Consider the following 19748-nt stretch of genomic DNA (forward strand, 5'->3'; position numbering starts at 1 on the left):
GTTGGCGGCCCACCTGATCGCCGCCCACCACCAGGCCCGACTAACCCCTCATATCCAACCCGTGGAGGTTCCATGATCGAGACGAACGCCGGCGCCCAGAGGCTGACGATCAAATCAGCTCCGCGGCTCGTGGCCAGCCCGTTTCTCGCCCAGTACCTCCTCGTCCAGCCCGGCCGGGCGGCCGGCGTGCGCATCCCGGAGGTCCGCTACGAGGAGCTGCGGGCCGCAGGTGCGGATGGCCGATCCGTCCCGGACTGGCTGGCCGACGCGGCGCGGGAAGCGTGGGGGACCAAACTGCCCGCGTCGCCGGTAGGCGACATCGTCCTCGTCCGCGAGCGGTCCCAATACGGGTACAGCAAGGCGTCATGGGAGATCAACCTCGGCTGTGACTACGACTGCGAGTTCTGCTACCTCGGGGAGAAGCGGTTCAAGGGCCTGGACTGGGCCGGTAAGCAGGCACTGCTGCAGACACTGAGGGACGCCGGTGTCTTGTGGTTGCAGATCACCGGCGGTGAGGCGCTGATCGACCGCGAGTTCGGCGCGGCGTACGAGTACGCCCACCAGCTCGGGATGATGGTCCAGGTCTCGTCCAACGGCTCCTCGCTGCGGAAGCAGCCGATCCGGGACCTGTTCGCCCGCCACCCGCCGTACCGACTGACCCTGAGCGTCTACGGAGCCACCGCCGAGACGTACGACAAGGTGACGCGGAACCGCGGGGCGTTCGGCCGGTTCCTGATGGGCCTGGATGCCGCCCGCGAGGACAGGTTGCCGGTCCGCCTGAACGTGATCGTCTCGGACGGCAACGCGCACGAGACAGACGCGATGGTGTGCCTCGCGAAGTCGTACGGCTTCCCGCACCAGGTCTTCACGAACATGTCGCCCACGATCGATGGCGAGGCGAACCCCCTGGCGACGCAGGCACTGGACCATCTCAAGGCCCGCAGCGTCTTCACCGGCTGCAACGCCGGCCACACGTTCTTCCACGTCAACCCGCACGGCATCGCGTCGATCTGCAAGGTCGGCCGCGAGCCGAGCGTGAACCTCATCACCGAGGGCGTCGAAGCCCTCCCCCGACTCGGCGCGGTCGCCGAGTCCCTACAGCTCCGCACCGGTGGATGCTCCGGCTGCACGAAGGTCGGCACGTGCCGCACGTGCCGACCGCTGGCCAGGCTCTACCAGGAGGCGGGGGACCGACGAGAGCTCTACTGCCAACATGGAGGTTACGGATCATGACTCCGCCCACCGCACTCCTGACCCCGCCTCGTGAACCGGTCATGCTCACCATCGGCCGACGTCCGGCGGACAACCCGACCAGCGCCCTGCCGGTGCCGCTGACCGCCGCGTCGATCAAGGACGACGAGTTCCAGATCATCGCCGACCTGGACGAGGCTGCCGAGGGCGCCGAGTGCAGCTGCTCGGCTGGGGACGACCAGCCGTACTAGATCCACCACGGGCGGCACCCGTGCCGCCCGCTCGTTCCACCCCCTCAGTGCCGCCCCGGCCGTACCCTGGCCGGGGCGGCATTCCCCGTACCCGAGCACCCTTGAGGAACCGCGCGTGTCCATGTCCCGCATCCCGTTCGAGCAGCTTCCCGCCGACGTCCGCCGAGCCGTCGCCGACAAGAGCGGCGCCGTTCACCGGGCGGTGACCGTGCAAGGCGGCATGAACTCCGGCATCGCCTCCGTCCTGGAGACGAACGGCGGCCGGGTCTTCGTGAAGGGCATCCCGGCCGACCATCCCCAGGTCGCTGCCCAGCGCCGCGAGGCGGCCGTCGCGCCGTACCTGCCGGCATCCTGTCCCCGCTTGTACTGGCACCTGGAGTTCGGTGGCTGGAGCTTGCTCGGCTACGAGGTGATCGACGGCCGCCACGCCGACTACACGCCAGGATCGCCCGACCTGCCACTCGTGGAAACCGCGCTTGTCGAACTGCAGGGCGTTACAGCACCCGCCGGCATTGGGATCAAGGACGCCGTCGACCGGTGGGCGGACTACGCACCACCAGGTACGCTGCACTACTTCGAGGGCAACACTCTCCTGCACACCGACTTCGCCCCGGACAACGTCCTGATCACCGGTGCCCGCGCACGACTCATCGACTGGGCCTGGCCGACGCGAGGGGCGGCCTGGATCGACCCCGGCGCACTTATCCTCCAGCTCATGGACGCCGGGCATTCCGTGGAGGAGGCCCTCGCCTTCGCAAGTCGGTTCCCGTCCTGGCGGGACGCAAAGGCCGAGGCACTCACGGCGTTCAGCTCGGCCACGGCGGCACTGTGGCGGGAGATCGCTGAAGTAGACCCGACGCCCTGGAAGTTGGGGATGGCGGAGCAGGCGGCGACGCTCGCGTCATCCGGGGCAGGAAGCTGTAGACGCTAGGTGCTCGTAACGGGGCGGTTCAGGCGGACGCGCCAAGCTACGACGTGGGTATCGCGCACGCGGCATCAGGAAGTGTTACTCCGCGCTTCTCCGCCCACGTTGGATCGGGCACCCGCGGTTCAAGTGCCTGCCGTTGTTCCCCCACCTTGACGGCGGCGAGCGACAGAGGCCGGCGTCGGGCGTTGTGCGGAGGCATTGGGATTGCGACCACGACCTCGCTCTGCGGGCGCACGCGGAGTGGGCGGAACAGGAGGCGCTGCCGCCGTCGCCGCGAGATCGTTCAGGGTGGCATTCACCACCGGCCAGCACATGTCGAGCGTGTCACGGTTCGGGCTGTGTCCGGTCTGTTTCTCCGCCAGGGGATGGACGAGATTCCTGCACTGCCGGATAAGCTCCGAGGCCAGTTTGGCATCGTGCTCGATCCATTTGTTTTCGTATGCGAAGTCCAGGAAGTCTTTCAGTCCCATGTTCCGCATCGGCTTCGGCATGCGTACGCCTGCGACGCGCGTCTGCGCGGCATGTGCGAGCACCCCCTCCAGGAGGCTGCCCAGCATGATGACCGCCGACGTGTAGGCGCCGTGCTCGTAGCAGATGCGTGCCTCGTCCAGCCGGAGTTGCACAGTGGCGGCGAGTTCCGGGTCGCTCACCACCTCGGTCACGGAGACCTTCAGCTCGACACGCCGCAGCTGCCGCACCTCATCCTCGAAGCCGGCTTCACAGCGGACGAAGACCGGCTGGCCTCCTTCCTCTCCGATCCGGCGACCGTCAAGCACGAGTATCTCGTTGAGCCGCTTCAGCGTGGCGCGGTACTCCTGCTGCTGGTTGTAGTACTCAAGGCGGTTCGCCAGACGCAGGATTGCACGCCCGGCATCGTCCGTGCCGTCCTCCTGCCGCTCCTTAAGGAGTTCCCGAGCCCACTTGTGTCTCGGTGTGCCGTCGTACTCCGGAACGTCGTCCCAGCCCGCACGCTGGAAGAACGCGGCTATTTCGTACCCCTTCCGGTAAAGCAGCGGCGCCTCGTCCCCGCAGATCAGGTGGGCAATCTCCGTCAGCGTGCTGTCGTCGAAGATCTCGTTCACATCAAGCCCCTTCGAGAGAGACGGACGCATCCTCATCGAGCATGGCGTCGAGTTCATCGGTGGTGAGGTCGGCGTCGTCCATCTCGATTGGAACCCAAGTGCTCCCCGAGTCGCCCTGGGCACCCTCGGTGACTCCGGGCCGGATCCCCAAAGCGTCAAGGCGCTTCCACAACGGAGTCAGCGAATCGTCCGGAGACAGGGCGAACTCACTGCTGCGTATGCGCCAGAACTGCCAGCCAGCCCGGCGCAGTTCCCGCTCCCGCTCGTAGTCGTCACGGATCTGGTCAGGGGTGGAGTGATACGGGCTGCCGTCGCACTCCACGGCGAGGCGGGCAGTCTCTCCAACGACGACGAGGTCGATGCGTTTGCCGCTGACTTTCCACTGGGGGACGACGTGGTAGCCGCGTTCCTTGATCCTGCGGAAGACCCGCTGCTCGAAGAGCGACTCGAACGGCTCGCACTGCTCGTCCGGAGAAACGGCGGAAAGGCTGGGAGATGTGCCCTGAAGTTCCGGCGGCGCCTGCATATAGGTAAGCAGGGAGTGACGCAGGTCCCTGCTGCGCAGCTGATCCGGTGTGACGGAAGTGAACAGCCACATCTGGTCGCGGGCCCGGCTGGCGGCCACGTTAAAACGCCTTCCGTCACCCTGGCCGGTCAGGGCCCGGGTGTTGTCGGCGTCGACAACCAATGAGAGCAGGATGACATCTCTTTCGTCTCCCTGGAACTGTTCGGCCGTGCCGACACGTATGTTGTGTCGCTCCTGGATCGAGGAGTCGATCCGCGTGTCGATGAGATTCTCCAAGAGCCTTGTCTGGTGTCCGGAACGGAGCACAATGACTCCGAAACTCCTTTTCGCGTACGCTTCGTCCTCCGCGAGTTCCTGCAACTTGGCGACGATGCGTTCGGCCTCGGGCCTGTTGACCAGGGTCTCTCGCCGTCCCTCACAGTGACCTTCATGCACATGAACGACTTCGAGGGGCCGCAGCCGGTCCGCTCCGTACTGCCGCAGCGGCACGAGTTCGTTGTCGGGGTAGAACTGGGCGGAGGACCACTTGATGATCTCCGGCATGCACCGGAAGTGCTCGGTCAGCCGGATCGTCTCGCTGAAGCGCGCGGACAGCAGGTCGTAGAGGTTGGACTTAGGGCTGAGTCCGTCCCGCTGCCAGTCGGTGAGATGGGGCAGGAGCGAGTCGAGGAGTTCGTTGAGCCGTTCGTGCTTGCCGCCTGTGTAGAACGGGACACACTGCTTGTCGTCACCCACGACGATGATCCTCGGAGCGAGCCACAGCAGCATCAGACCGTCCAGACCGACCTGGCTCGCCTCGTCCACGATGACGACGTCGAAGGCGTCCGGCTCGGGATCGATCATTTCGGCCACCTGTTTGATCGGCATGACCCATGCAGGGACCGCGGCACGCGCGTCACGCATCGCGGAACGTGCGGCCTTCAGGTGCCGCTTGCCGAGTGCCGTCATTCCCTTGCCTGCGTTCGCCGTGGCGGACGCGTAGGCACTCAGCGCCTGTTTCTGTCCAGCCGTCATCCGGTCCAGGCAGTGGTACAGCGCTCGGTCAGCCGCCAGTTGGGTCACCGTTTTCCGCAATTGCGTGTCAACCGCTTCCAATTCACCTTCCAGCTTGGCTTCCCTGCCAGGTTTCAGCATCGTGCCCTGGAAGGTGCGTGCTTGCCGCCATGCCCAGGCACCATCCAGGTTTACAAGGCGGGTCTCCCACACCGCCTCGGTCGGGGACTCGGCGAAGCGCCGGGCCAGTTCGGGGTGGTCCTCGGACAGTCGGTCCAGCAGTTTGCGAGCCTCGCGGCGGTCGGCCTCACGGTGGAACGCCTCGGTCAGCGAGTCGATCGCGGACGCGTACGCCCGTGGATCACGGGCGGTGACAGCACGGTGCACCTCTGCCAGCTCGGCCACTCCGCGGGCATCGGGGCGCGGCAGCTGCTCGGAGATGGACCGCAGTCTCTCCTCCGCCTCACGGGCACGAAGCAGCCGTTCCGCACCGATCGCCGACGTATGGACGTCGTCCCACTGTTGCGTCGTCCGCACCGTGGTCTTGATCCGGGCCTTGAGCAGGACTTCGTGCAGCGTACGCACGGATTGGGTGAACCCGTCCACCGCGCGGAGCGTCGGCACCCTGTCCAGCAGCTCTGACAGAGCCACCTGCGTGGAGCCCTCGGCCTCGGGCGCGTCGACGCTCTTCCAGCGCTCATTCAGCTGCCGAACGCACTGGCGTGCCGCCAGATGAGCCACCATCGCGGCGATCTCGTCCGGTGTGCTGGGCAGCCGCCCATCCACCCGGCAGTCCCGCAGAAGGACTTGGGCCTCCTTCTGGACCGGCCTCGGGGCGAATTTGCGCAGCTTGCCGCCTGCACGCAAGTACTGTTCGAGGTCCTTCCCGGCGGCGATGAGACGTGATTCCTCGGCAAGCGCCAAGTCGGGTACGTCGAGCACGACGAAGGGCATGTGCTGAAGCACGCTTTGCACGCCCTCGGCACGGGCGGACGCCTGTCGCACTCCCTCCCACAGCTGCTGCCGCCGGCCGGCCATTCCGTCTTGCAAGGCGCGCGTGGTCCACTCCTCGGGCGGCCAGGCGGCAGGGTCACCCGGCAGTCCCTCGCTCTGCAGCGCGTGTTCCGCCGCGTCCAGCAGACCGACCAGTTTTGCAATCAACTCGCCCCCACGGTCTGCGAGTTCGAGGGCAAGTGTGTCGGACGCCGACGCAGCACAGGCACGTACAGCGGCGTCCAGGGCGTTGACCGCTTCTTCGAACAACACGGGTGGGACGAAGTCCGCGGGGTCCGGGCAGCGGGCGGCATGCTCGTCCAGTACTCCGGCCCCGTGCCGGGACACCAGGCCCAGCAGGCGCTGGGCCTCATCCTGGCTCAGCGAAGGTTCGCGCGGTGCCGAGGCGGGCAGGGCGGGCATCCAGTCGTACTTCGGTGCACCGGCAGCGACAGCCTCCACGATCTCCGCAAGCCGCCCCTTGTATCCGGGTGCCACGTCGAGGTGTTCGTACCACTCCGCCTCACGTATGGCGCGCAGTTCGTCACGGAGCCGCGCGCGGGTGTCCAACAGTTCCGAGCGCAGCGCCTCATGGCTCTTGATCCTTACGTCGAGACGCTCGGTCGACTGGGTGGCACTGAGCTGGGAGAGCGCGCGCACGGACTGTTCCAGGTCGTTGCTGCCGTCCTGGCGCCGGTCGCCCTGGAGGACGCACAGGTTGCGCAGCTCGGGCGGCAGTTGTTGCCGCAGGACCTTCAGAGCCTGGCCCTTCTCACTCGTCACGAGCACCCGCTTGCCGTCCGCCAGCAAGGCGCACACCAGGTTGGCGATGGTGTGCGTCTTTCCCGTGCCCGGCGGTCCTTGAACGACGACGCCGGTATCGGTCTGTAGGCGCCTCAGTACCTCCCGCTGGGCTTCGTTCGACAGCAGTGGAAACAGCGGGTCGGGGCCAAGTGCGGGCGGCACGTCACGGCTCCCTGCCGCCGTACCCCACACCCTGCGGTCCTCCGCTTCCAGCTGGTACAGCAACTGAGCCAGGCCCAGCGGAGCGATGGCACCGGGCTGGGCGAGGCGGTTCGCGATGCCGTCGTAGAAATTCACGAGGGCACCCTGGCCCCGCTGGCGGAGAATGATCGCCGGCGCGAACCCGAGCGTGGGCACCGGCAGCGCCGGGTCAGCGGGCGGGCGGGCCCAGCCACGGTGGAACGCCACCGCGCGATCGGTGCCGAACGCCCTCTCTGACCAGTCGCCGAGCACGTCCTGGCAGTCACGGGACAGCGGATGGAACCCTTCCGTATCGACACGGTCCCGCAGCGGGCTCAGCAGACGGGTGCTGTAGCCCGCGTCCGCGTCGAGGAATTCGCTGTCCTCCATCCGCGCCGGGTCGCCGGGGGCGAGGGCGACGGTGATGGACATGTTCGTGGGATTCACGGTGAGTATCAGCGGCGCCGTCAGAATGTGCCGGGCGATGCGCGCCGACGGACGTGCGGCTCCGACGGTCAGCAATCCGGCGCCCAGTACCGCCTCGTATTCCTCGCCGTCCTGCTGAATCCTGGTCGCCATTCGGTACAGCTGCTGATGGAGCTCCCTGTAAGGGCGGTCGACGCGCTCTTTCTCCGACCACTTGCGCCACGCGTCGAGCCATCGCGTGTAGGCGCGCAGCACGTCGGGCGCTTCCTCGCGACGGATCTCGGAAACTTCGAACAGGTCTCCGTTCTCGTCCTCCTGCCAACCCTGCCCCGGTCCCGACTCGGCCAGCGGAGGCGCTTCGGGCGACGCGGTGGCGGCTGCTTCGGGATCGATCCATCCCACCAGCACCTCGGGCAGGACAGGAGCTGGGCGAGGCGGGCGGTGTGCCACCTTGAGCAGCGTCCGGTCGCGATCCGGGTTCCGCCGGAGCCTGTCGTCCGGAAGGTCGGAAAGCCAGAGGACCTCCGGGTATTTCTGCCATTCCCGCACCGGCTTGTACGACCCTCGAACGAATTCGCGCATGTATTCGATGAGTTGGCGTGTGCGGTGCACCGCCTCCGGATTGTTCGCACGGAGTGCAGAGTGAAGAGACACCTATCCCCCCAGATCATGGCTCGACGGAAAGCCTTCCAGAATGCGGGGGAAAAGCGCCGCCATCAACAGGGACCGGCGAGTAATGACGTGAACAAGCCACATTCCGCGAAAGTTGGCTGAAACCCGGCCAACCGTTAAGAGCGAACCCATGTGCGGCGATCACGTGCCGCCGTGTACACCAACTCGACCTTGTCCGGTCCCCAGCCAGTCTTGAGGCGCTTGAACGCCGCGATGTCGCGCTCCTGAAGGACACGCACGTCCCGGAGTGACGGCACGATCCGTAGCTCTGCCACCGCAACGAAGGCGAGCACCGGCTGCGCCTCGACGGGGAAGCCACATGCATGCGTCAGCGCGACCGACGCCCGACGCGCCTCTGCTCGGCTTTTCCGCACGTAGGGGTACGACTGGCCGCCTATTCGAACCGAGTCGTCGCCCACCCACACACGTGCCCCGCGATGGCACTTCGTGTTGACACAAAAGACTCCGCCCGGCCCGATCAGGACGTGGTCGATGTCGACATCGCCTGCCAGGGGTATGGAATGCAGTACTCGCCAGCCTCGCGGCACCAGCCTCTCCAGCTCCACTCCCACACGACGCTCGCCGGCCAGTCCGGTACGCCAGCTGTCCACCTCCAGGCGCCTACCGGACAACCTGGCCAACGCCCACCGCCAGAAGCCGGGCGCCAGTTCGTCCACCTTCGTCTGCAGCGCGTGCCCTGGGCGGTTCCCCGCAAGGTCGTCTTTAGAACGCAGTGCCTTGTGCGCTACAGGCAAAGATGAAGCTGCAAGGTAGGGAGCGAGGGCGTCGAGCACCGCGTCCCGCTGCTCCTCGGCCAGAAGCTCCAGATACCCCGTGCGGCGGTCGAACCATGCGACCTTCTTGCCATCCGACTGATTCACGTAGAGACGGTCATGGCCGTAACGCTTCCATACGGAGACCTGTAAGCCGCTCACACGCCCCCCGTTTCGCATCCCATCAAAGGCCAATGACCATGGGACCAGGATCGGAAACAGCGAGCAAGACGGCCTCATGTATGCGCCGAGCTGGCGGGCGCTTCCCAGGTTCTGCATCCAGGGCAGGGCACATCCAGGGCACATGAGCCCGGGAAACGGCGTTGACCCGTGAGAACTACTGGGACGAGTTTCCGCAGGTCAACGCACACTTCACCGAGAAACCCCAGGTCAGCGCCCCACCGCCCCCACTCGCTGCACGAGTGGCAGGACTTCAGCCACCGGCTCCATGAGGCGGGGCACCAGCCGTATTGCCTGGTGTGGCCCTGAGCTGAAACTCCTCGCGGGTCGGGCTGTCAGGGTCGGTGCGAAGGAGATTCGGGCCTCGACGTCGGCCTCGGCCGTTCTCAGGAGGGGCCGGGCGTCCGAGTCGGCCGTGCGGCTCAGCGTGCCACGACCGTGATGTGCCGCTCCGCGCCGGGGACTTCGAGTTCGTCGAGGACGGCCACGGACAGGTCCTCCGCGCTGATCCGGGAGCGGCCGTCGGTCGTGAGCAGGGTGTCGGTGCCGCGGCGGTAGCGGGCGGTGCGCTCGCCCGGTTCCAGCTCGGCCGGTGGGCTCAGGTAGACCCAGTCGGCGTCGGGGTGGGCCTGGCAGGTGCGCAACTGGGCGACTCCGGCGGCGGCGACGGCGCGCACGGGGGCGGGGACGTAGGCGGGGTTGTCGGCGATCAGCAGGTGCGGGTCGCCGGGGCTGCGCAGTGCGCCTGCGCCGCCGACGACCAGGACGCGTATGCCGAGCTTCGCGGCGCTGTCCAGCACTGTGCGGGTGGTGCCGAGCAGGAACCCCTCGTCGACCGGGAAGGTCCGTACGGTCAGCACGACGGCGTCCGCGGCGGTCTGCGCGGCTGAGCCCGCCAGTGCGTCGTGCACGGCGTGCGGGTCGTTCGCGTCGAGGGCGATCGGCGTCACGTGCGGGTGGGCGCCCGTGGGTCTCCGGGACAGGGCCAGGACCCGGTGCCCGCGTGCGGCGGCCTCCGCGACCACCCGGCTGCCGACCATCCCGGTCGCGCCCAGCACGGCGATCGTCATGCCCGTCGTCCTCCTGGCCACCTCGGTCACCTTGGCCACCTCGGTCGCATCAGCCATCTTCGTCCCCGTCTGCATCTCGGTCTCCCTCTCCGCCTCCGTCTCCATCTCGTTCTTCCTCTCGTTCTTCGGGATCGTCATCGCGTCCGTCCTTCTCGGATGAGCACGTTCGGGGGGTTGAGCTGGGCGGCGAGCAGCGCGGCCAGGGCGAGGACGAAGCCGGCGGTCTGCGGCGGGCTCAGCGACTCGCCGAGCGCGATGCCGACCAGGGCCGCGACCAGCGGGGACAGCAGCACCAGTGGGGCGGACGCGCCGACCGGGAGCTTCGCTATCCCGCGGAACCACAGGGTGTAGGCGATCAGCCCGCCCATGCCGCCGAGCCACAGATAGCCGCCGGCCGCTCCCGCGTCGATGCGCTGCGGTACGCCCTCGACCGCGAGGGCGAGCGGGAGCAACAGCAGCCCGCCGGCGGTCAGTTGCCAGCCGGCCAGGGTGAGGGGACCGGCGCCCGCGGGCCGGCCCCAGCGCTTGGTGAGCACCACCCCGCCCGCCATGCCGGCCGTGCCGCCGAGTCCGGCGAGCACCCCGACGGCGTCGAGGCGGGCTCCCGGGCCGAGCACGACGAGGCCGACACCGAGCACACCGAGCACGCCCCAGGTCCAGCGCCAGGCCGTCGGCCGGTCGTGGAGTACGGCGATGGCCAGCCCGGCGACCAGCAGCGGCTGGGTGGCGCCGAGGGTGGCGGCGACCCCGCCGGGGAGACGTTCGGCGGCCAGGAACAGCAGCGGGAACAGGGCGCCGATGTTGAGCACGCCGAGGACCGCGGCCTTCCACCACCAGTCGCCGCGCGGCAGCACCCGGGTGAGCGCCAGCCCGAGCAGCCCGGCGGGCAGGGCGCGCATCAGCCCGGCGAACAGCGGATGGCCGGGCGGGAGCAGCTCGGTGGTGACGGCGTAGGTGGTGCCCCAGGCCGCGGGGGCGAGCGCGGTCACGGCGACGGTGGTCGCCTGCCGGGTGGCGGGGGCGGGCGGGAAGGAAGGCATGGGGGAAGTCTTCGCCCACGCCGTCCATGCGTCCAACACATGATTGCGATGGCACCTATGAAGGGTGACGATGAGCGTTGTGGACCTGCAACAGCTGCGCTACGTCGTCGCCCTCGCCGAGACCCGCAACTTCACCCGCGCCGCCGAGCGCTGCTTCGTGGTGCAGTCGTCGCTCAGCCACCGGATCGCCGGGCTGGAACGCGAGCTGGGGGTCAAGCTGTTCGCCCGGTCCAGCCGCCGCGTCGAGCTGACCAGCGCCGGGGCGGCGTTCCTGGTCGGCGCGCGGGAGTGTCTGGCCGCCGCCGAGCGGGCGGTCGCCGATGCCGCCGCCGCGACCGGCGTGGTCCGCGGCCGGCTCGCCGTCGGCGTGATCGTGACCGCCGCCACCGTGGACGTACCGGAGGTGCTCCGGCGGTACCGGGCCCGGCACCCGGACGTCCACGTCGTCCTGCGGTCCGGGCGCAGCGACGACCTGGTGGCGCAGGTCCGGCAGGGCGAGCTGGACCTGGCGTTCCTCGGGCTGCCGGAGGGCGAGCGGCCGTCCGGTGTGGAGGCCGTCGCCCTCGATCACGACGAGCATGTGCTGGTGGTGCCGGCCGGGCACCGGGTCGCGGGCGCCCCCCGGGTGACGCTGGCGGAGATCGCCGAGGAGCCGTTCGTGGACTTCGCGGCCGGGACGCCCGCCCGGGCCCAGTCCGACCAGGCATTCGCCGCGGCGGGTCTGGTCCGGGACGTCGCGTACGAGGCCGGGGTCGTCGAGCTGATCACCCGGCTGATCGCGCGCGGGCTGGGCATCGCGCTGCTGCCGTCGGCGTACATCCGCCCGATGGCCGCCGACGACCCCCGGCTGGCGCTGGTTCCGGTGGCCGACGGCCCGCGTCGCGTCGAGTATCTGGCGTGGAGCCGATTCAATCCGAGCCCGGCCACCCGGGCGATGCTCGACGTCCTCGGTGTCCGCGACGCGCCCGGCGCCGGGCCCGCCGCTTCGCACAGCCGGCCGCCAATATAGACATCAGCCTAATCAGAAGCGTGCCACCATGGACGCATGTCGAAGACGAACGCGCTGCCGCTGATCGAGCCCCCGGCCACCGCCGCCACGGCGCCGTGCTGCCCGCCGCTCACCGAGCGCCCGTTCACCGCGGAGGAGGCGGAGACGGCCGCGCGGATGTTCAAGGCCCTCGGCGACCCGGTGCGGCTGCGGCTGTTCTCCGCCGTCGCCTCGCACGAGGGCGGCGAGGCCTGCGTGTGCGACATCTCCGACGTCGGCGTCTCCCAGCCGACCGTCTCCCACCACCTGAAGAAGCTCAAGGAGGCCGGCCTGCTCACCTCGGAGCGGCGCGGCACCTGGGTCTACTACCGGGTCGAACCGTCCGTGCTGGCCGCGATGGGCAGGCTGCTCACCATCGCGCCGGCCGCCGCCTGACGGATCACACCGCACGCCCGGCTCACCCACCAGGACGGATCCCGCGATGCCCAGCCCCACCCTCGCGCCCATGACCGACGCGCACGCCGACGACGTCCTGGCGATCTACCAGGCCGGCATCGACGAGGGGAACGCCACCTTCGAGACCGCCGCGCCCACCTGGCCGGCGTTCGACGAGGCCAAGCTGCCCGAGCACCGCTTCGTCGCGCTCGACGAGCACGGCACGGTGCTCGGCTGGGTCGCCGCGAGCCGGGTCTCGGACCGCTGCGCGTACGCCGGGATCGTGGAGCACTCGGTCTACGTCCATCCCGGCGCCCGGGGCCGCGGCGCGGCGTCCGCGCTGCTCAAGGCCTTGATCGAGTCGACCGAGGCGGCGGGGATCTGGACGATCCAGTCGGGCGTCTTCCCGGAGAACACGGCCAGCCTCGCCCTGCACGAACGCGCCGGTTTCCGCGTCATCGGCACCCGCGAACGCATCGGCCGCCACCACGGCCGCTGGCGCGACGTCGTCCTGCTGGAGCGCCGCAGCCCGCTGATCGACTGACCGGGGCGGCTCAGTCGCGGCCGGACTCGGTCCCGCCCTCACCGCAGCCGTCCCCGACCGTGAACCCGATCACCGCCCCACCCCCCTCCCGGGACCGCGCGAACGGCGTTCCCCCGTGGGCCAGTGACACCTCCCGCACGATGGACAGGCCGAGCCCGGAGCCGGGCAGGGAGCGGGCGTCGGCGGCGCGGTAGAAGCGGTCGAAGATGCGGTCGAGGTCGGTGTCGGCGATGCCGGGGCCGCGGTCGAGGACCAGGACGCGGACCGGGCCTGGGCAGCCCCGGTCCGGTCCGGACAGCACCAGCTCGATGGGGGCCGTGCCCGCCCGGTCGAACTTCACCGCGTTGTCCACCAGGTTGGACATGGCCCGGGTGAGCATCCCGGGCCGCACCCGCGCCGTCGTGTCGCCGCTCACCCGCAGGGTGATCTCCCGGCCGAAGCGGCGGCGGGCCAGGCCCACCACGTCCTCGGCGAGGTCGGCGAGGTCCACCCGCTGCGGCGGCTCGGTGTCGGACTGGCCGGCCGCGAGGTCGACCAGTTCGTTGACGAGGTCGGTGAGTTCGCGGGCCTCCTGGCCGAGGTCGGCGACGAGTTCGGCCCGGCTGGCGGGCGGGAGTTCGTCGATCCGGCGGAGCAGGGAGATGTTGGTGCGCAGGGAGGTCAGGGGCGTACGGAGTTCATGGCCGGCGTCCTGGACCAGGCGGCGCTGGTCCTCCTCTGACTGGGCGAGCCGGCCGAGCATCCGGTCGAAGGCGCGGCCGAGGCGCCCCACCTCGTCGTGGCCGGTGACGGGCACCTCGATGCCGAGCCGGCGGGTGCGGGCGACGGCCTCGGCGGCGTCGGTGAGGATCACCAGGCGCCGGGTGATCCGCCGGGCCAGCCACCAGCCGAACAGCCCGGCGCCGACCACCACGGCCGCCATGAGCAGCAGGGTGCGCTGCTGGAGCGCCCGCAGCAGGTCCTCGGTGTCGCTGAACTCCTGGGCCACCTGTACGGCGCCCCGGCCGCCGCCGAGCGCGACGGTGGCGACGCGGTAGACGTCGTCGCCGACGTCGACGTCCTTGTGCACGACGAGCTGCCCGGCGGTCCGCGCGGCGGCGATCTCCCGGTCGGAGCCGGTCACCGGGAGTCCCGGGTTGCCCTTGTCGACGATGCCGCCGTCGGGGCCCAGCACCTGCACATCGGTGCGGGCGGGGCGTACCAGGTCGTGCCCCGGCGCGGAGGAGGAGAAGTCGGCCGGGCTCATCCGGTACTGCCGTACCTCGCCCCGCAGGTCCCGCACGACCTCGTCGAACACGGACACCTGGTCGACCCGGACCAGCCGGGCGGCGGCGTTGTAGGAGAGGAACCCGACGAGGAGGGTCACCGCGGCCGTGACCGTCGCGAAGGACACCGCGAACGTGGTGCGCAGGGACACCAGCCGCGGCCGCCACCCCACTCAGTCCTCCCGCAGCACGTAACCGACGCCGCGCACCGTGTGGATCAGCTGCGGGGCGCCGGGCTGGTCGAGCTTGCGGCGCAGGTAGCCGACGTAGACGGCGAGGTTCTTGGAGCCCGGCCCGAAGTCGTAGCCCCAGATACGGTCGTAGATCGTGGAGTGGTCGAGGACGATGCCCGCGTTGCGGACCAGCAGTTCCAGCAGCTCGAACTCGGTGCGGGTGAGCTCCAGTTCGCGCTCGCCGCGCCAGGCCCGGCGGGCCCGGGGGTCCATGCGCAGTCCGGCGGCCTCGATCAGCCGCCCCTCGGGCGCGGGGACCGGCACCGGCGGGGGCGGCGGCTCGGGGGTGTCGTCGCGGGGGGCGGTGCGGCGCAGCAGCGCGCGCAGCCGGGCGAAGACCTCCTCGACGTCGAAGGGCTTGACCACGTAGTCGTCGGCGCCGGCGTCCAGGCCCGCGATCCGGTCGGCGGTCTCCACCAGCGCCGTCAGCATGAGGATGGGGGTGTTGTCGCCCTCGGCGCGCAGCACCCGGCACACCTGGAGTCCGTCGATCCCCGGCATCATCACGTCCAGGACCAGCACGTCCGGCGGGGTGCGGTGCGCCTGGGCCAGGGCCTCGACGCCGTCGGCGACCGCGGTGACCCGGTAGCCCTCCAGGGTCAGGGCGCGTTCCAGGGCGTGCCGGATCGCGCGGTCGTCTTCGGCGAGCAGAACAGTCGGGGCCACGCGTCCCAGTGTGGCAAAGCCGTACGGCCCCACGACCGGACGGCCGGCCCGCGGCCCCGCTTCTTACTGGCCTCTCACCCGGCCCGGCGCAGCGCCGCCAGCTGCTCCTCGAAGGGCACGACGGCCGGGCCGGACGGGGCCGGGCGGGCCGCCGGCAGCCCCCGCATCAGCCCCGCCAGCTCCCCGGCGGCCCGCCCGATCCGCCCGTCCAGGCCCTCGGCACCCCAGTCCTCGGAGGCGGCGTAGACCCCGGTGGGGGCGACCACGGCCCGGAGGTGGGCGAAGAGCGGGCGCAGGGCGTGGTCCAGGACGAGCGAGTGCCGGGCGGTGCCGCCGGTCGCGGCGATCAGCACCGGCTTCCCGGTCAGCGCGTCCTTGTCGAGCACGTCGAAGAACGACTTGAACAGCCCGCTGTAGGAGGCGGAGAAGACGGGCGTGACGACGATCAGTCCGTCGGCCCCGGTCACCGCGTCGAGCGCGGCGGCCAGCCGGCGGCCGGGGAAGCCGTTGGTGAAGTGGTGGGCGATCTCGACGGCGAGGTCGCGCAGCTCCACGACCTCCACCTCCGCGGCGGTCCGCTCGGCGGTGGCCGCGGCCAGCCGGTCGGCCAGCAGCCGGGTGGAGGACGGGACGCTCAGCCCGGCCGAGACGACGACGAGCTTCATGCGACGGTCTCCTTGCGGGCATCGGCGAGCAGGGACTCGTGGGTCGGCGCCTCGGGCACGCCGGCCGGCCGCCGGGCCGCGAACTCCTCGCGCAGCACGGGCACGACCTCCTCGCCGAGCAGGTCGATCTGCTCCAGCACGGTCTTCAGCGGCAGCCCGGCGTGGTCCAGCAGGAAAAGCTGGCGCTGGTAGTCGCCGGCGTACTCGCGGAAGGTCAGGGTCTTCTCGATGACCTGCTCGGGCGTGCCGACGGTCAGCGGGGTCTGGTCGGTGAAGTCCTCCAGGGAGGGCCCGTGGCCGTAGACGGGCGCGTTGTCGAAGTACGGGCGGAACTCGCGCACCGCGTCCTGCGAGTTCTTCCGCATGAACACCTGGCCGCCCAGGCCGACGATCGCCTGCTCGGGCGTGCCGTGCCCGTAATGGGCGTACCGGGTCCGGTACAGCTCGACCATCCGCTTGGTGTGGTCGGCGGGCCAGAAGATGTTGTTGTGGAAGAAGCCGTCGCCGTAGTACGCGGCCTGCTCGGCGATCTCCGGGGAGCGGATCGAGCCGTGCCAGACGAAGGGCGGTACGCCGTCCAGTGGGCGGGGGGTGGAGGTGAAGCCCTGGAGGGGTGTGCGGAACTTGCCCTCCCAGTTCACGACGTCCTCGCGCCACAGGCGGTGCAGCAGGGCGTAGTTCTCGATGGCGAGGTTGATGCCCTCGCGGATGTCCTGCCCGAACCAGGGGTAGACCGGCCCGGTGTTGCCGCGCCCCATCATCAGGTCCACCCGGCCGTCGGCCAGGTGCTGGAGCATCGCGAAGTCCTCGGCGATCTTCACCGGGTCGTTGGTGGTGATCAGCGTGGTGGCCGTGGACAGGATCAGCCGCTCGGTGCGGGCCGCGATGTAGCCGAGCATGGTGGTCGGGGACGACGGCACGAACGGCGGGTTGTGGTGCTCGCCGGTCGCGAAGACGTCGAGCCCGACCTCCTCGGCCTTCAGCGCGATGGCGACCATGGCCTTGATCCGCTCGCGCTCGGTCGGCGTACGTCCCGTGGTCGGGTCCGGTGTGACATCACCGACGCTGAAGATCCCGAACTGCATGGCCGCTCACCCTCCAAGTGGTTGACCATTCAACTATACGTCCGAACGGCACCGGCGAGCCACCTATTCCCCACACCCGCCCGCACCCCGGGGAACGGGCACGGGCCCCACCATGCGGCTCCGCCGCGCGGGCGCGACCAGCCACCGAAGACACGGCCACCGAGGACACCTTCTAGAGCACGAACACCAGACGCCCCCGCACCCCGCCCTCAGCCAACCGCGCGTGCGCCTTCACCGCATCCTCCAGCGAGAACGTCTCCGCCACCCGCAGCGTCAGCACCCCCTCCTCCACCCACCGCACCAGCTCCGCCAGCCGGGCCCCGTCCGCGCTCACCTCGACGGCGGCCGTCCGCACGCCCCGCACCGACCCGGGCTGCGCCCCCGGAATGACCCCGGCGTACCCGCCGCCGTCCCGCACCCAGCCCAGGGCCCGCTCCCCCAGCACCGCCGCGTCCAGCACCGCGTCGAAGCCCCTCGGCGCCGCCTCGCCGACGACGAGCTCCGCGCCCAGCGACCGCACCAGCTCCTCGTCGTCCTCCCGGGCAAGCCCCGTCACGGCCACCCCCCGGTGCGCGGCGATCCGCGCGGCGTACCCGCCGACCGCCCCGGCCGCGCCCGTCACCAGCAGCGACTGACCGGCCTCCAGCCCCAGCAGGTCCAGCGCCTGCGCGGCGGTCAGCGCGTTCAGCGGCAGCGTCGCGGCGTGCACCGCGTCCACTCCGGCCGGCGCCGGGGCCACCGCGTCCGCGTCGACGACGACGTACTCGGCGTGCGTGCCCAGCGGCTTCACCGCGCCGTAGTGCAGCGCGACCACCTCGTCCCCCACCGTCCAGGCACTGGCCGAACCGACCGCGTCGATCGTCCCGGCGACGTCCCAGCCGAGCCCGATCCGCTCGCCCGCACCCCCGAAGACGCCCGCCCGCACCCCGGCGTCCACCGGGTTCAGCGTGGCCGCCGCCACCTTGATCCGCACCTGCCGCGCACCCGGCTCCGGCACCTCGGTCTCCACGACCTCGACCGCCTCGGGACCGCCGAACCGCTCCACCACCACAGCACGCACGATGAACAACTCCCTTGGTTCACATGGCCGCCGGGGCGTCTCCCCGGCTGCCCGCAACCCTAGGAAGAGTTACTATCCAACAGTAAGTAGTTACCTGGAAGTGCGTTCATACCCCAGAGGTGAGCGATGGCGACCATGACCGCGGCCCAGCGGCGCGAGCGGGCCCGGGCCGAGTACGACGCGTTCCTCAAGGCCTGCCCGACCAACCAGCTCCTGGACCGGATCAGCGACAAGTGGGTCAGCCTCGTCGTCGCCGCCCTCGCCGCCGGCCCCATGCGCTACAGCGACCTCAGCCGCAAGATCGCCGGCGTCAGCCCCAAGATGCTCACCCAGACGCTGCGCTCCCTGGAACGCGACGGCATCCTCAGCCGCACCGTCACCCCGTCCGTCCCGGTCCGCGTCGACTACGAGCTGACCCCGCTCGGCCGCAGCCTCAGCCTCCTCCTCACCGCTGTGAAGGACTGGGCGGAGACCCACTTCGACGAGGTCCACCGGGCCCGGCAGCGCTACGACGGCGACGACGCCGACCAGTAGGGGCAAAAAAAGGGGCCGGAGACGGCCGCAAGCAGTCAGAAGCAGTACGTGTCCCCGGTGTCCGGGACCAGCACCGGCCGCCGGTCGTCGTCCCGGTCCCGGTCGGCCGTGCCGCCGCTCCGCACCGCGCCGGACCCCGCGCCTCGGGAACCGCACAGCGCATGTACGCCACGCGGCAGCGGCGGCCGGCGCCGTCCCTCGGGCGACACCGCCCGCCCGGCGCTGTGCCAGGCTGTCCGGCATGTTCGTCCTGCGCTCCGCCGCCCTGTTCGTCGTCGCCGCCCTCTTCGAGATCGGCGGCGCCTGGCTGGTCTGGCAGGGCCTGCGCGAGCACCGCGGCTGGCTGTGGGTGACCGGCGGGGTGCTCGCCCTCGGCGCGTACGGCTTCGTCGCCACCTTCCAGCCGGACGCCCACTTCGGCCGCATCCTCGCCGCCTACGGGGGGATCTTCGTCGCCGGATCGATCCTGTGGGGCGTGGTCGCCGACGGCTACCGGCCCGACCGCTGGGACATCACCGGCGCGCTGGTCTGCCTCGCCGGCATGGCGGTGATCATGTGGGCGCCGCGCGGCGACTGAACCGCGCGGCACGGACCTCCGGCCCGCCTCAGGCCTCCTCGGGCAGCAGCCCCAGCTGGCCGAGGAAGGACATCTGGTCGTAGTAGACGCGGTAGCTGACGATCCGCCCGTCCCGGACGGTGGCGAAATCGACGCCGCGGATCGTGAAGTCCTTGTTCGTCGGGGGCAGGGACTCACCGGACGGCAGCCGCACCGGCCCGGTGTTCCGGCCGCTGAAGAACCCCTCGTCGATCGCCGTGTCCCCGGCCTCGTACGCGTTCACCGACTCGAACGCGGCCTCCGGCACCGCCTCCGTCATCTGCCGCCACCACTCGACGACGTTGTCCCGCCCTTCGACGTCCCCGTCCGGCGTCACCGCGACCACGTCGTCCGCGAACAGCTCGGCGAGGGCCTTCAGATCCGGGGTCCCGGTGACCGATGCGGTCAGCCGGTCCATGACCTCGCGTGCCTCTCCCATGATCGGCCTCCGATCCGGAGGATCACCCATCGGGGTTCACCCATCGAGGATCACCCATCCCATTCTCCCACCGGGACCCCCGCCTATCCTGGCGGGAAGCACCGCCCGCACCACCTCCGCCAACCCCGTT

The 19748-nt window shown here is 70.3% G+C and carries 19 protein-coding genes; 8 read left to right on the plus strand and 11 right to left on the minus strand.

Annotation, left to right across the window (positions count from 1 at the left end; translation table 11 throughout):
• The first annotated feature begins 72 nt into the window (after positions 1-72).
• From VE614_RS11110 to VE614_RS11120, 3 genes are all read left to right on the plus strand, one after another.
• Positions 73-1233, plus strand: a complete 1161-nt coding sequence (locus VE614_RS11110) for a radical SAM protein (protein ID WP_324935253.1) — start codon at positions 73-75, stop codon at positions 1231-1233.
• On the plus strand, positions 1230-1442 hold the full coding sequence (locus VE614_RS11115) for a hypothetical protein (RefSeq protein ID WP_324935255.1): 213 nt from the start codon (positions 1230-1232) through the stop codon (positions 1440-1442). The genes VE614_RS11110 and VE614_RS11115 overlap by 4 nt, the downstream gene beginning before the upstream one ends.
• A 121-nt stretch (positions 1443-1563) precedes the next feature.
• Positions 1564-2373 (plus strand): aminoglycoside phosphotransferase, encoded by an 810-nt coding sequence (locus VE614_RS11120; protein WP_324935322.1) that lies wholly within the window; start codon positions 1564-1566, stop codon positions 2371-2373.
• 119 nt (positions 2374-2492) lie between these two features.
• Here VE614_RS11120 and VE614_RS11125 read toward each other — a convergent pair whose 3' ends face one another.
• The 5 genes from VE614_RS11125 to VE614_RS11145 all read right to left on the minus strand — a co-directional run bounded on the left by VE614_RS11125 (position 2493) and on the right by VE614_RS11145 (position 11109).
• Positions 2493-3452, minus strand: a complete 960-nt coding sequence (locus VE614_RS11125; RefSeq protein WP_324935257.1) for a hypothetical protein — start codon at positions 3450-3452, stop codon at positions 2493-2495.
• A gap of 1 nt (position 3453) precedes the next feature.
• Complete coding sequence (locus tag VE614_RS11130) at positions 3454-7956, minus strand: AAA domain-containing protein (RefSeq protein WP_324935259.1); 4503 nt, start codon at positions 7954-7956, stop codon at positions 3454-3456.
• A gap of 206 nt (positions 7957-8162) precedes the next feature.
• A complete protein-coding gene (locus VE614_RS11135; RefSeq protein ID WP_324935261.1) occupies positions 8163-8981 on the minus strand; it encodes a nuclease-related domain-containing protein in 819 nt (272 codons plus the stop codon).
• A 440-nt stretch (positions 8982-9421) separates the two neighbouring features.
• The gene (locus VE614_RS11140) at positions 9422-10069 is read right to left on the minus strand and encodes an NAD(P)-dependent oxidoreductase (protein ID WP_324935324.1); all 648 of its coding nucleotides are present in this window, start codon (positions 10067-10069) and stop codon (positions 9422-9424) included.
• 134 nt (positions 10070-10203) lie between these two features.
• A complete protein-coding gene (locus tag VE614_RS11145) occupies positions 10204-11109 on the minus strand; it encodes an EamA family transporter (protein ID WP_324935263.1) in 906 nt (301 codons plus the stop codon).
• Between the two features lie 79 nt (positions 11110-11188).
• Here VE614_RS11145 and VE614_RS11150 point away from each other — a divergent pair, with 79 nt between their 5' ends.
• Genes VE614_RS11150 through VE614_RS11160 form a run of 3 tightly spaced genes read left to right on the plus strand, consistent with a single transcriptional unit; the run spans position 11189 to position 13076 of the window.
• Entirely contained in the window at positions 11189-12118 is a 930-nt protein-coding gene (locus VE614_RS11150) for a LysR family transcriptional regulator (RefSeq protein WP_324935326.1), read from the plus strand.
• Positions 12119-12154: 36 nt separating this feature from the next.
• Positions 12155-12532: a metalloregulator ArsR/SmtB family transcription factor gene (locus VE614_RS11155; protein WP_324935265.1), complete on the plus strand. Its 378-nt coding sequence runs from the start codon at positions 12155-12157 to the stop codon at positions 12530-12532.
• Between the two features lie 46 nt (positions 12533-12578).
• Positions 12579-13076: a GNAT family N-acetyltransferase gene (locus VE614_RS11160; RefSeq protein ID WP_324935267.1), complete on the plus strand. Its 498-nt coding sequence runs from the start codon at positions 12579-12581 to the stop codon at positions 13074-13076.
• A gap of 10 nt (positions 13077-13086) precedes the next feature.
• Here VE614_RS11160 and VE614_RS11165 read toward each other — a convergent pair whose 3' ends face one another.
• The 5 genes from VE614_RS11165 to VE614_RS11185 all read right to left on the minus strand — a co-directional run bounded on the left by VE614_RS11165 (position 13087) and on the right by VE614_RS11185 (position 18050).
• Positions 13087-14514 carry a HAMP domain-containing sensor histidine kinase gene (locus VE614_RS11165; protein WP_324935270.1) on the minus strand — a complete coding sequence of 476 codons (1428 nt, stop codon included), beginning with the start codon at positions 14512-14514 and terminating at the stop codon, positions 13087-13089.
• Positions 14515-15240 (minus strand): response regulator transcription factor, encoded by a 726-nt coding sequence (locus tag VE614_RS11170; RefSeq protein WP_324935272.1) that lies wholly within the window; start codon positions 15238-15240, stop codon positions 14515-14517.
• Between the two features lie 74 nt (positions 15241-15314).
• A complete protein-coding gene (locus VE614_RS11175) occupies positions 15315-15905 on the minus strand; it encodes an FMN reductase (protein ID WP_324935275.1) in 591 nt (196 codons plus the stop codon).
• The gene (locus VE614_RS11180) at positions 15902-16990 is read right to left on the minus strand and encodes an LLM class flavin-dependent oxidoreductase (RefSeq protein ID WP_324935277.1); all 1089 of its coding nucleotides are present in this window, start codon (positions 16988-16990) and stop codon (positions 15902-15904) included. Before VE614_RS11180 ends, VE614_RS11175 begins: the two co-directional genes overlap by 4 nt.
• 172 nt (positions 16991-17162) lie before the next feature.
• Positions 17163-18050 (minus strand): NADP-dependent oxidoreductase, encoded by an 888-nt coding sequence (locus tag VE614_RS11185; RefSeq protein ID WP_324935280.1) that lies wholly within the window; start codon positions 18048-18050, stop codon positions 17163-17165.
• Between the two features lie 126 nt (positions 18051-18176).
• Between VE614_RS11185 and VE614_RS11190 the strand changes: the two genes are divergently transcribed.
• Positions 18177-18584, plus strand: coding sequence for a helix-turn-helix domain-containing protein (locus VE614_RS11190; protein ID WP_324935282.1), 408 nt, complete (start codon positions 18177-18179; stop codon positions 18582-18584).
• A gap of 241 nt (positions 18585-18825) precedes the next feature.
• Positions 18826-19161, plus strand: a complete 336-nt coding sequence (locus VE614_RS11195; protein WP_324935284.1) for a YnfA family protein — start codon at positions 18826-18828, stop codon at positions 19159-19161.
• 28 nt (positions 19162-19189) lie between these two features.
• On the opposite strand, the gene VE614_RS11200 is transcribed toward VE614_RS11195, so the two are convergent.
• On the minus strand, positions 19190-19618 hold the full coding sequence (locus tag VE614_RS11200) for a nuclear transport factor 2 family protein (protein ID WP_324935286.1): 429 nt from the start codon (positions 19616-19618) through the stop codon (positions 19190-19192).
• Positions 19619-19748 lie beyond the last annotated feature (130 nt).

This window comes from Streptomyces sp., assembly GCF_035645055.1.
In the GTDB taxonomy this organism is placed as follows: Bacteria; Actinomycetota; Actinomycetes; order Streptomycetales; family Streptomycetaceae; genus Streptomyces.

What these genes read in the sequence shown, in the direction of transcription:
- VE614_RS11160 (WP_324935267.1), top strand. Translation starts at nt 12,579, where the DNA reads ATGCCCAGCCCCACCCTCGCGCCCATGACCGACGCGCACGCCGACGAC.
- VE614_RS11200 (WP_324935286.1), bottom strand. Translation starts at nt 19,618, where the DNA reads ATGGGAGAGGCACGCGAGGTCATGGACCGGCTGACCGCATCGGTCACC.
- VE614_RS11190 (WP_324935282.1), top strand. Translation starts at nt 18,177, where the DNA reads ATGGCGACCATGACCGCGGCCCAGCGGCGCGAGCGGGCCCGGGCCGAG.
- VE614_RS11110 (WP_324935253.1), top strand. Translation starts at nt 73, where the DNA reads ATGATCGAGACGAACGCCGGCGCCCAGAGGCTGACGATCAAATCAGCT.
- VE614_RS11195 (WP_324935284.1), top strand. Translation starts at nt 18,826, where the DNA reads ATGTTCGTCCTGCGCTCCGCCGCCCTGTTCGTCGTCGCCGCCCTCTTC.
- VE614_RS11155 (WP_324935265.1), top strand. Translation starts at nt 12,155, where the DNA reads ATGTCGAAGACGAACGCGCTGCCGCTGATCGAGCCCCCGGCCACCGCC.
- VE614_RS11180 (WP_324935277.1), bottom strand. Translation starts at nt 16,990, where the DNA reads ATGCAGTTCGGGATCTTCAGCGTCGGTGATGTCACACCGGACCCGACC.
- VE614_RS11120 (WP_324935322.1), top strand. Translation starts at nt 1,564, where the DNA reads ATGTCCCGCATCCCGTTCGAGCAGCTTCCCGCCGACGTCCGCCGAGCC.
- VE614_RS11145 (WP_324935263.1), bottom strand. Translation starts at nt 11,109, where the DNA reads ATGCCTTCCTTCCCGCCCGCCCCCGCCACCCGGCAGGCGACCACCGTC.
- VE614_RS11115 (WP_324935255.1), top strand. Translation starts at nt 1,230, where the DNA reads ATGACTCCGCCCACCGCACTCCTGACCCCGCCTCGTGAACCGGTCATG.
- VE614_RS11130 (WP_324935259.1), bottom strand. Translation starts at nt 7,956, where the DNA reads ATGCGCGAATTCGTTCGAGGGTCGTACAAGCCGGTGCGGGAATGGCAG.
- VE614_RS11140 (WP_324935324.1), bottom strand. Translation starts at nt 10,069, where the DNA reads ATGACGATCGCCGTGCTGGGCGCGACCGGGATGGTCGGCAGCCGGGTG.
- VE614_RS11175 (WP_324935275.1), bottom strand. Translation starts at nt 15,905, where the DNA reads ATGAAGCTCGTCGTCGTCTCGGCCGGGCTGAGCGTCCCGTCCTCCACC.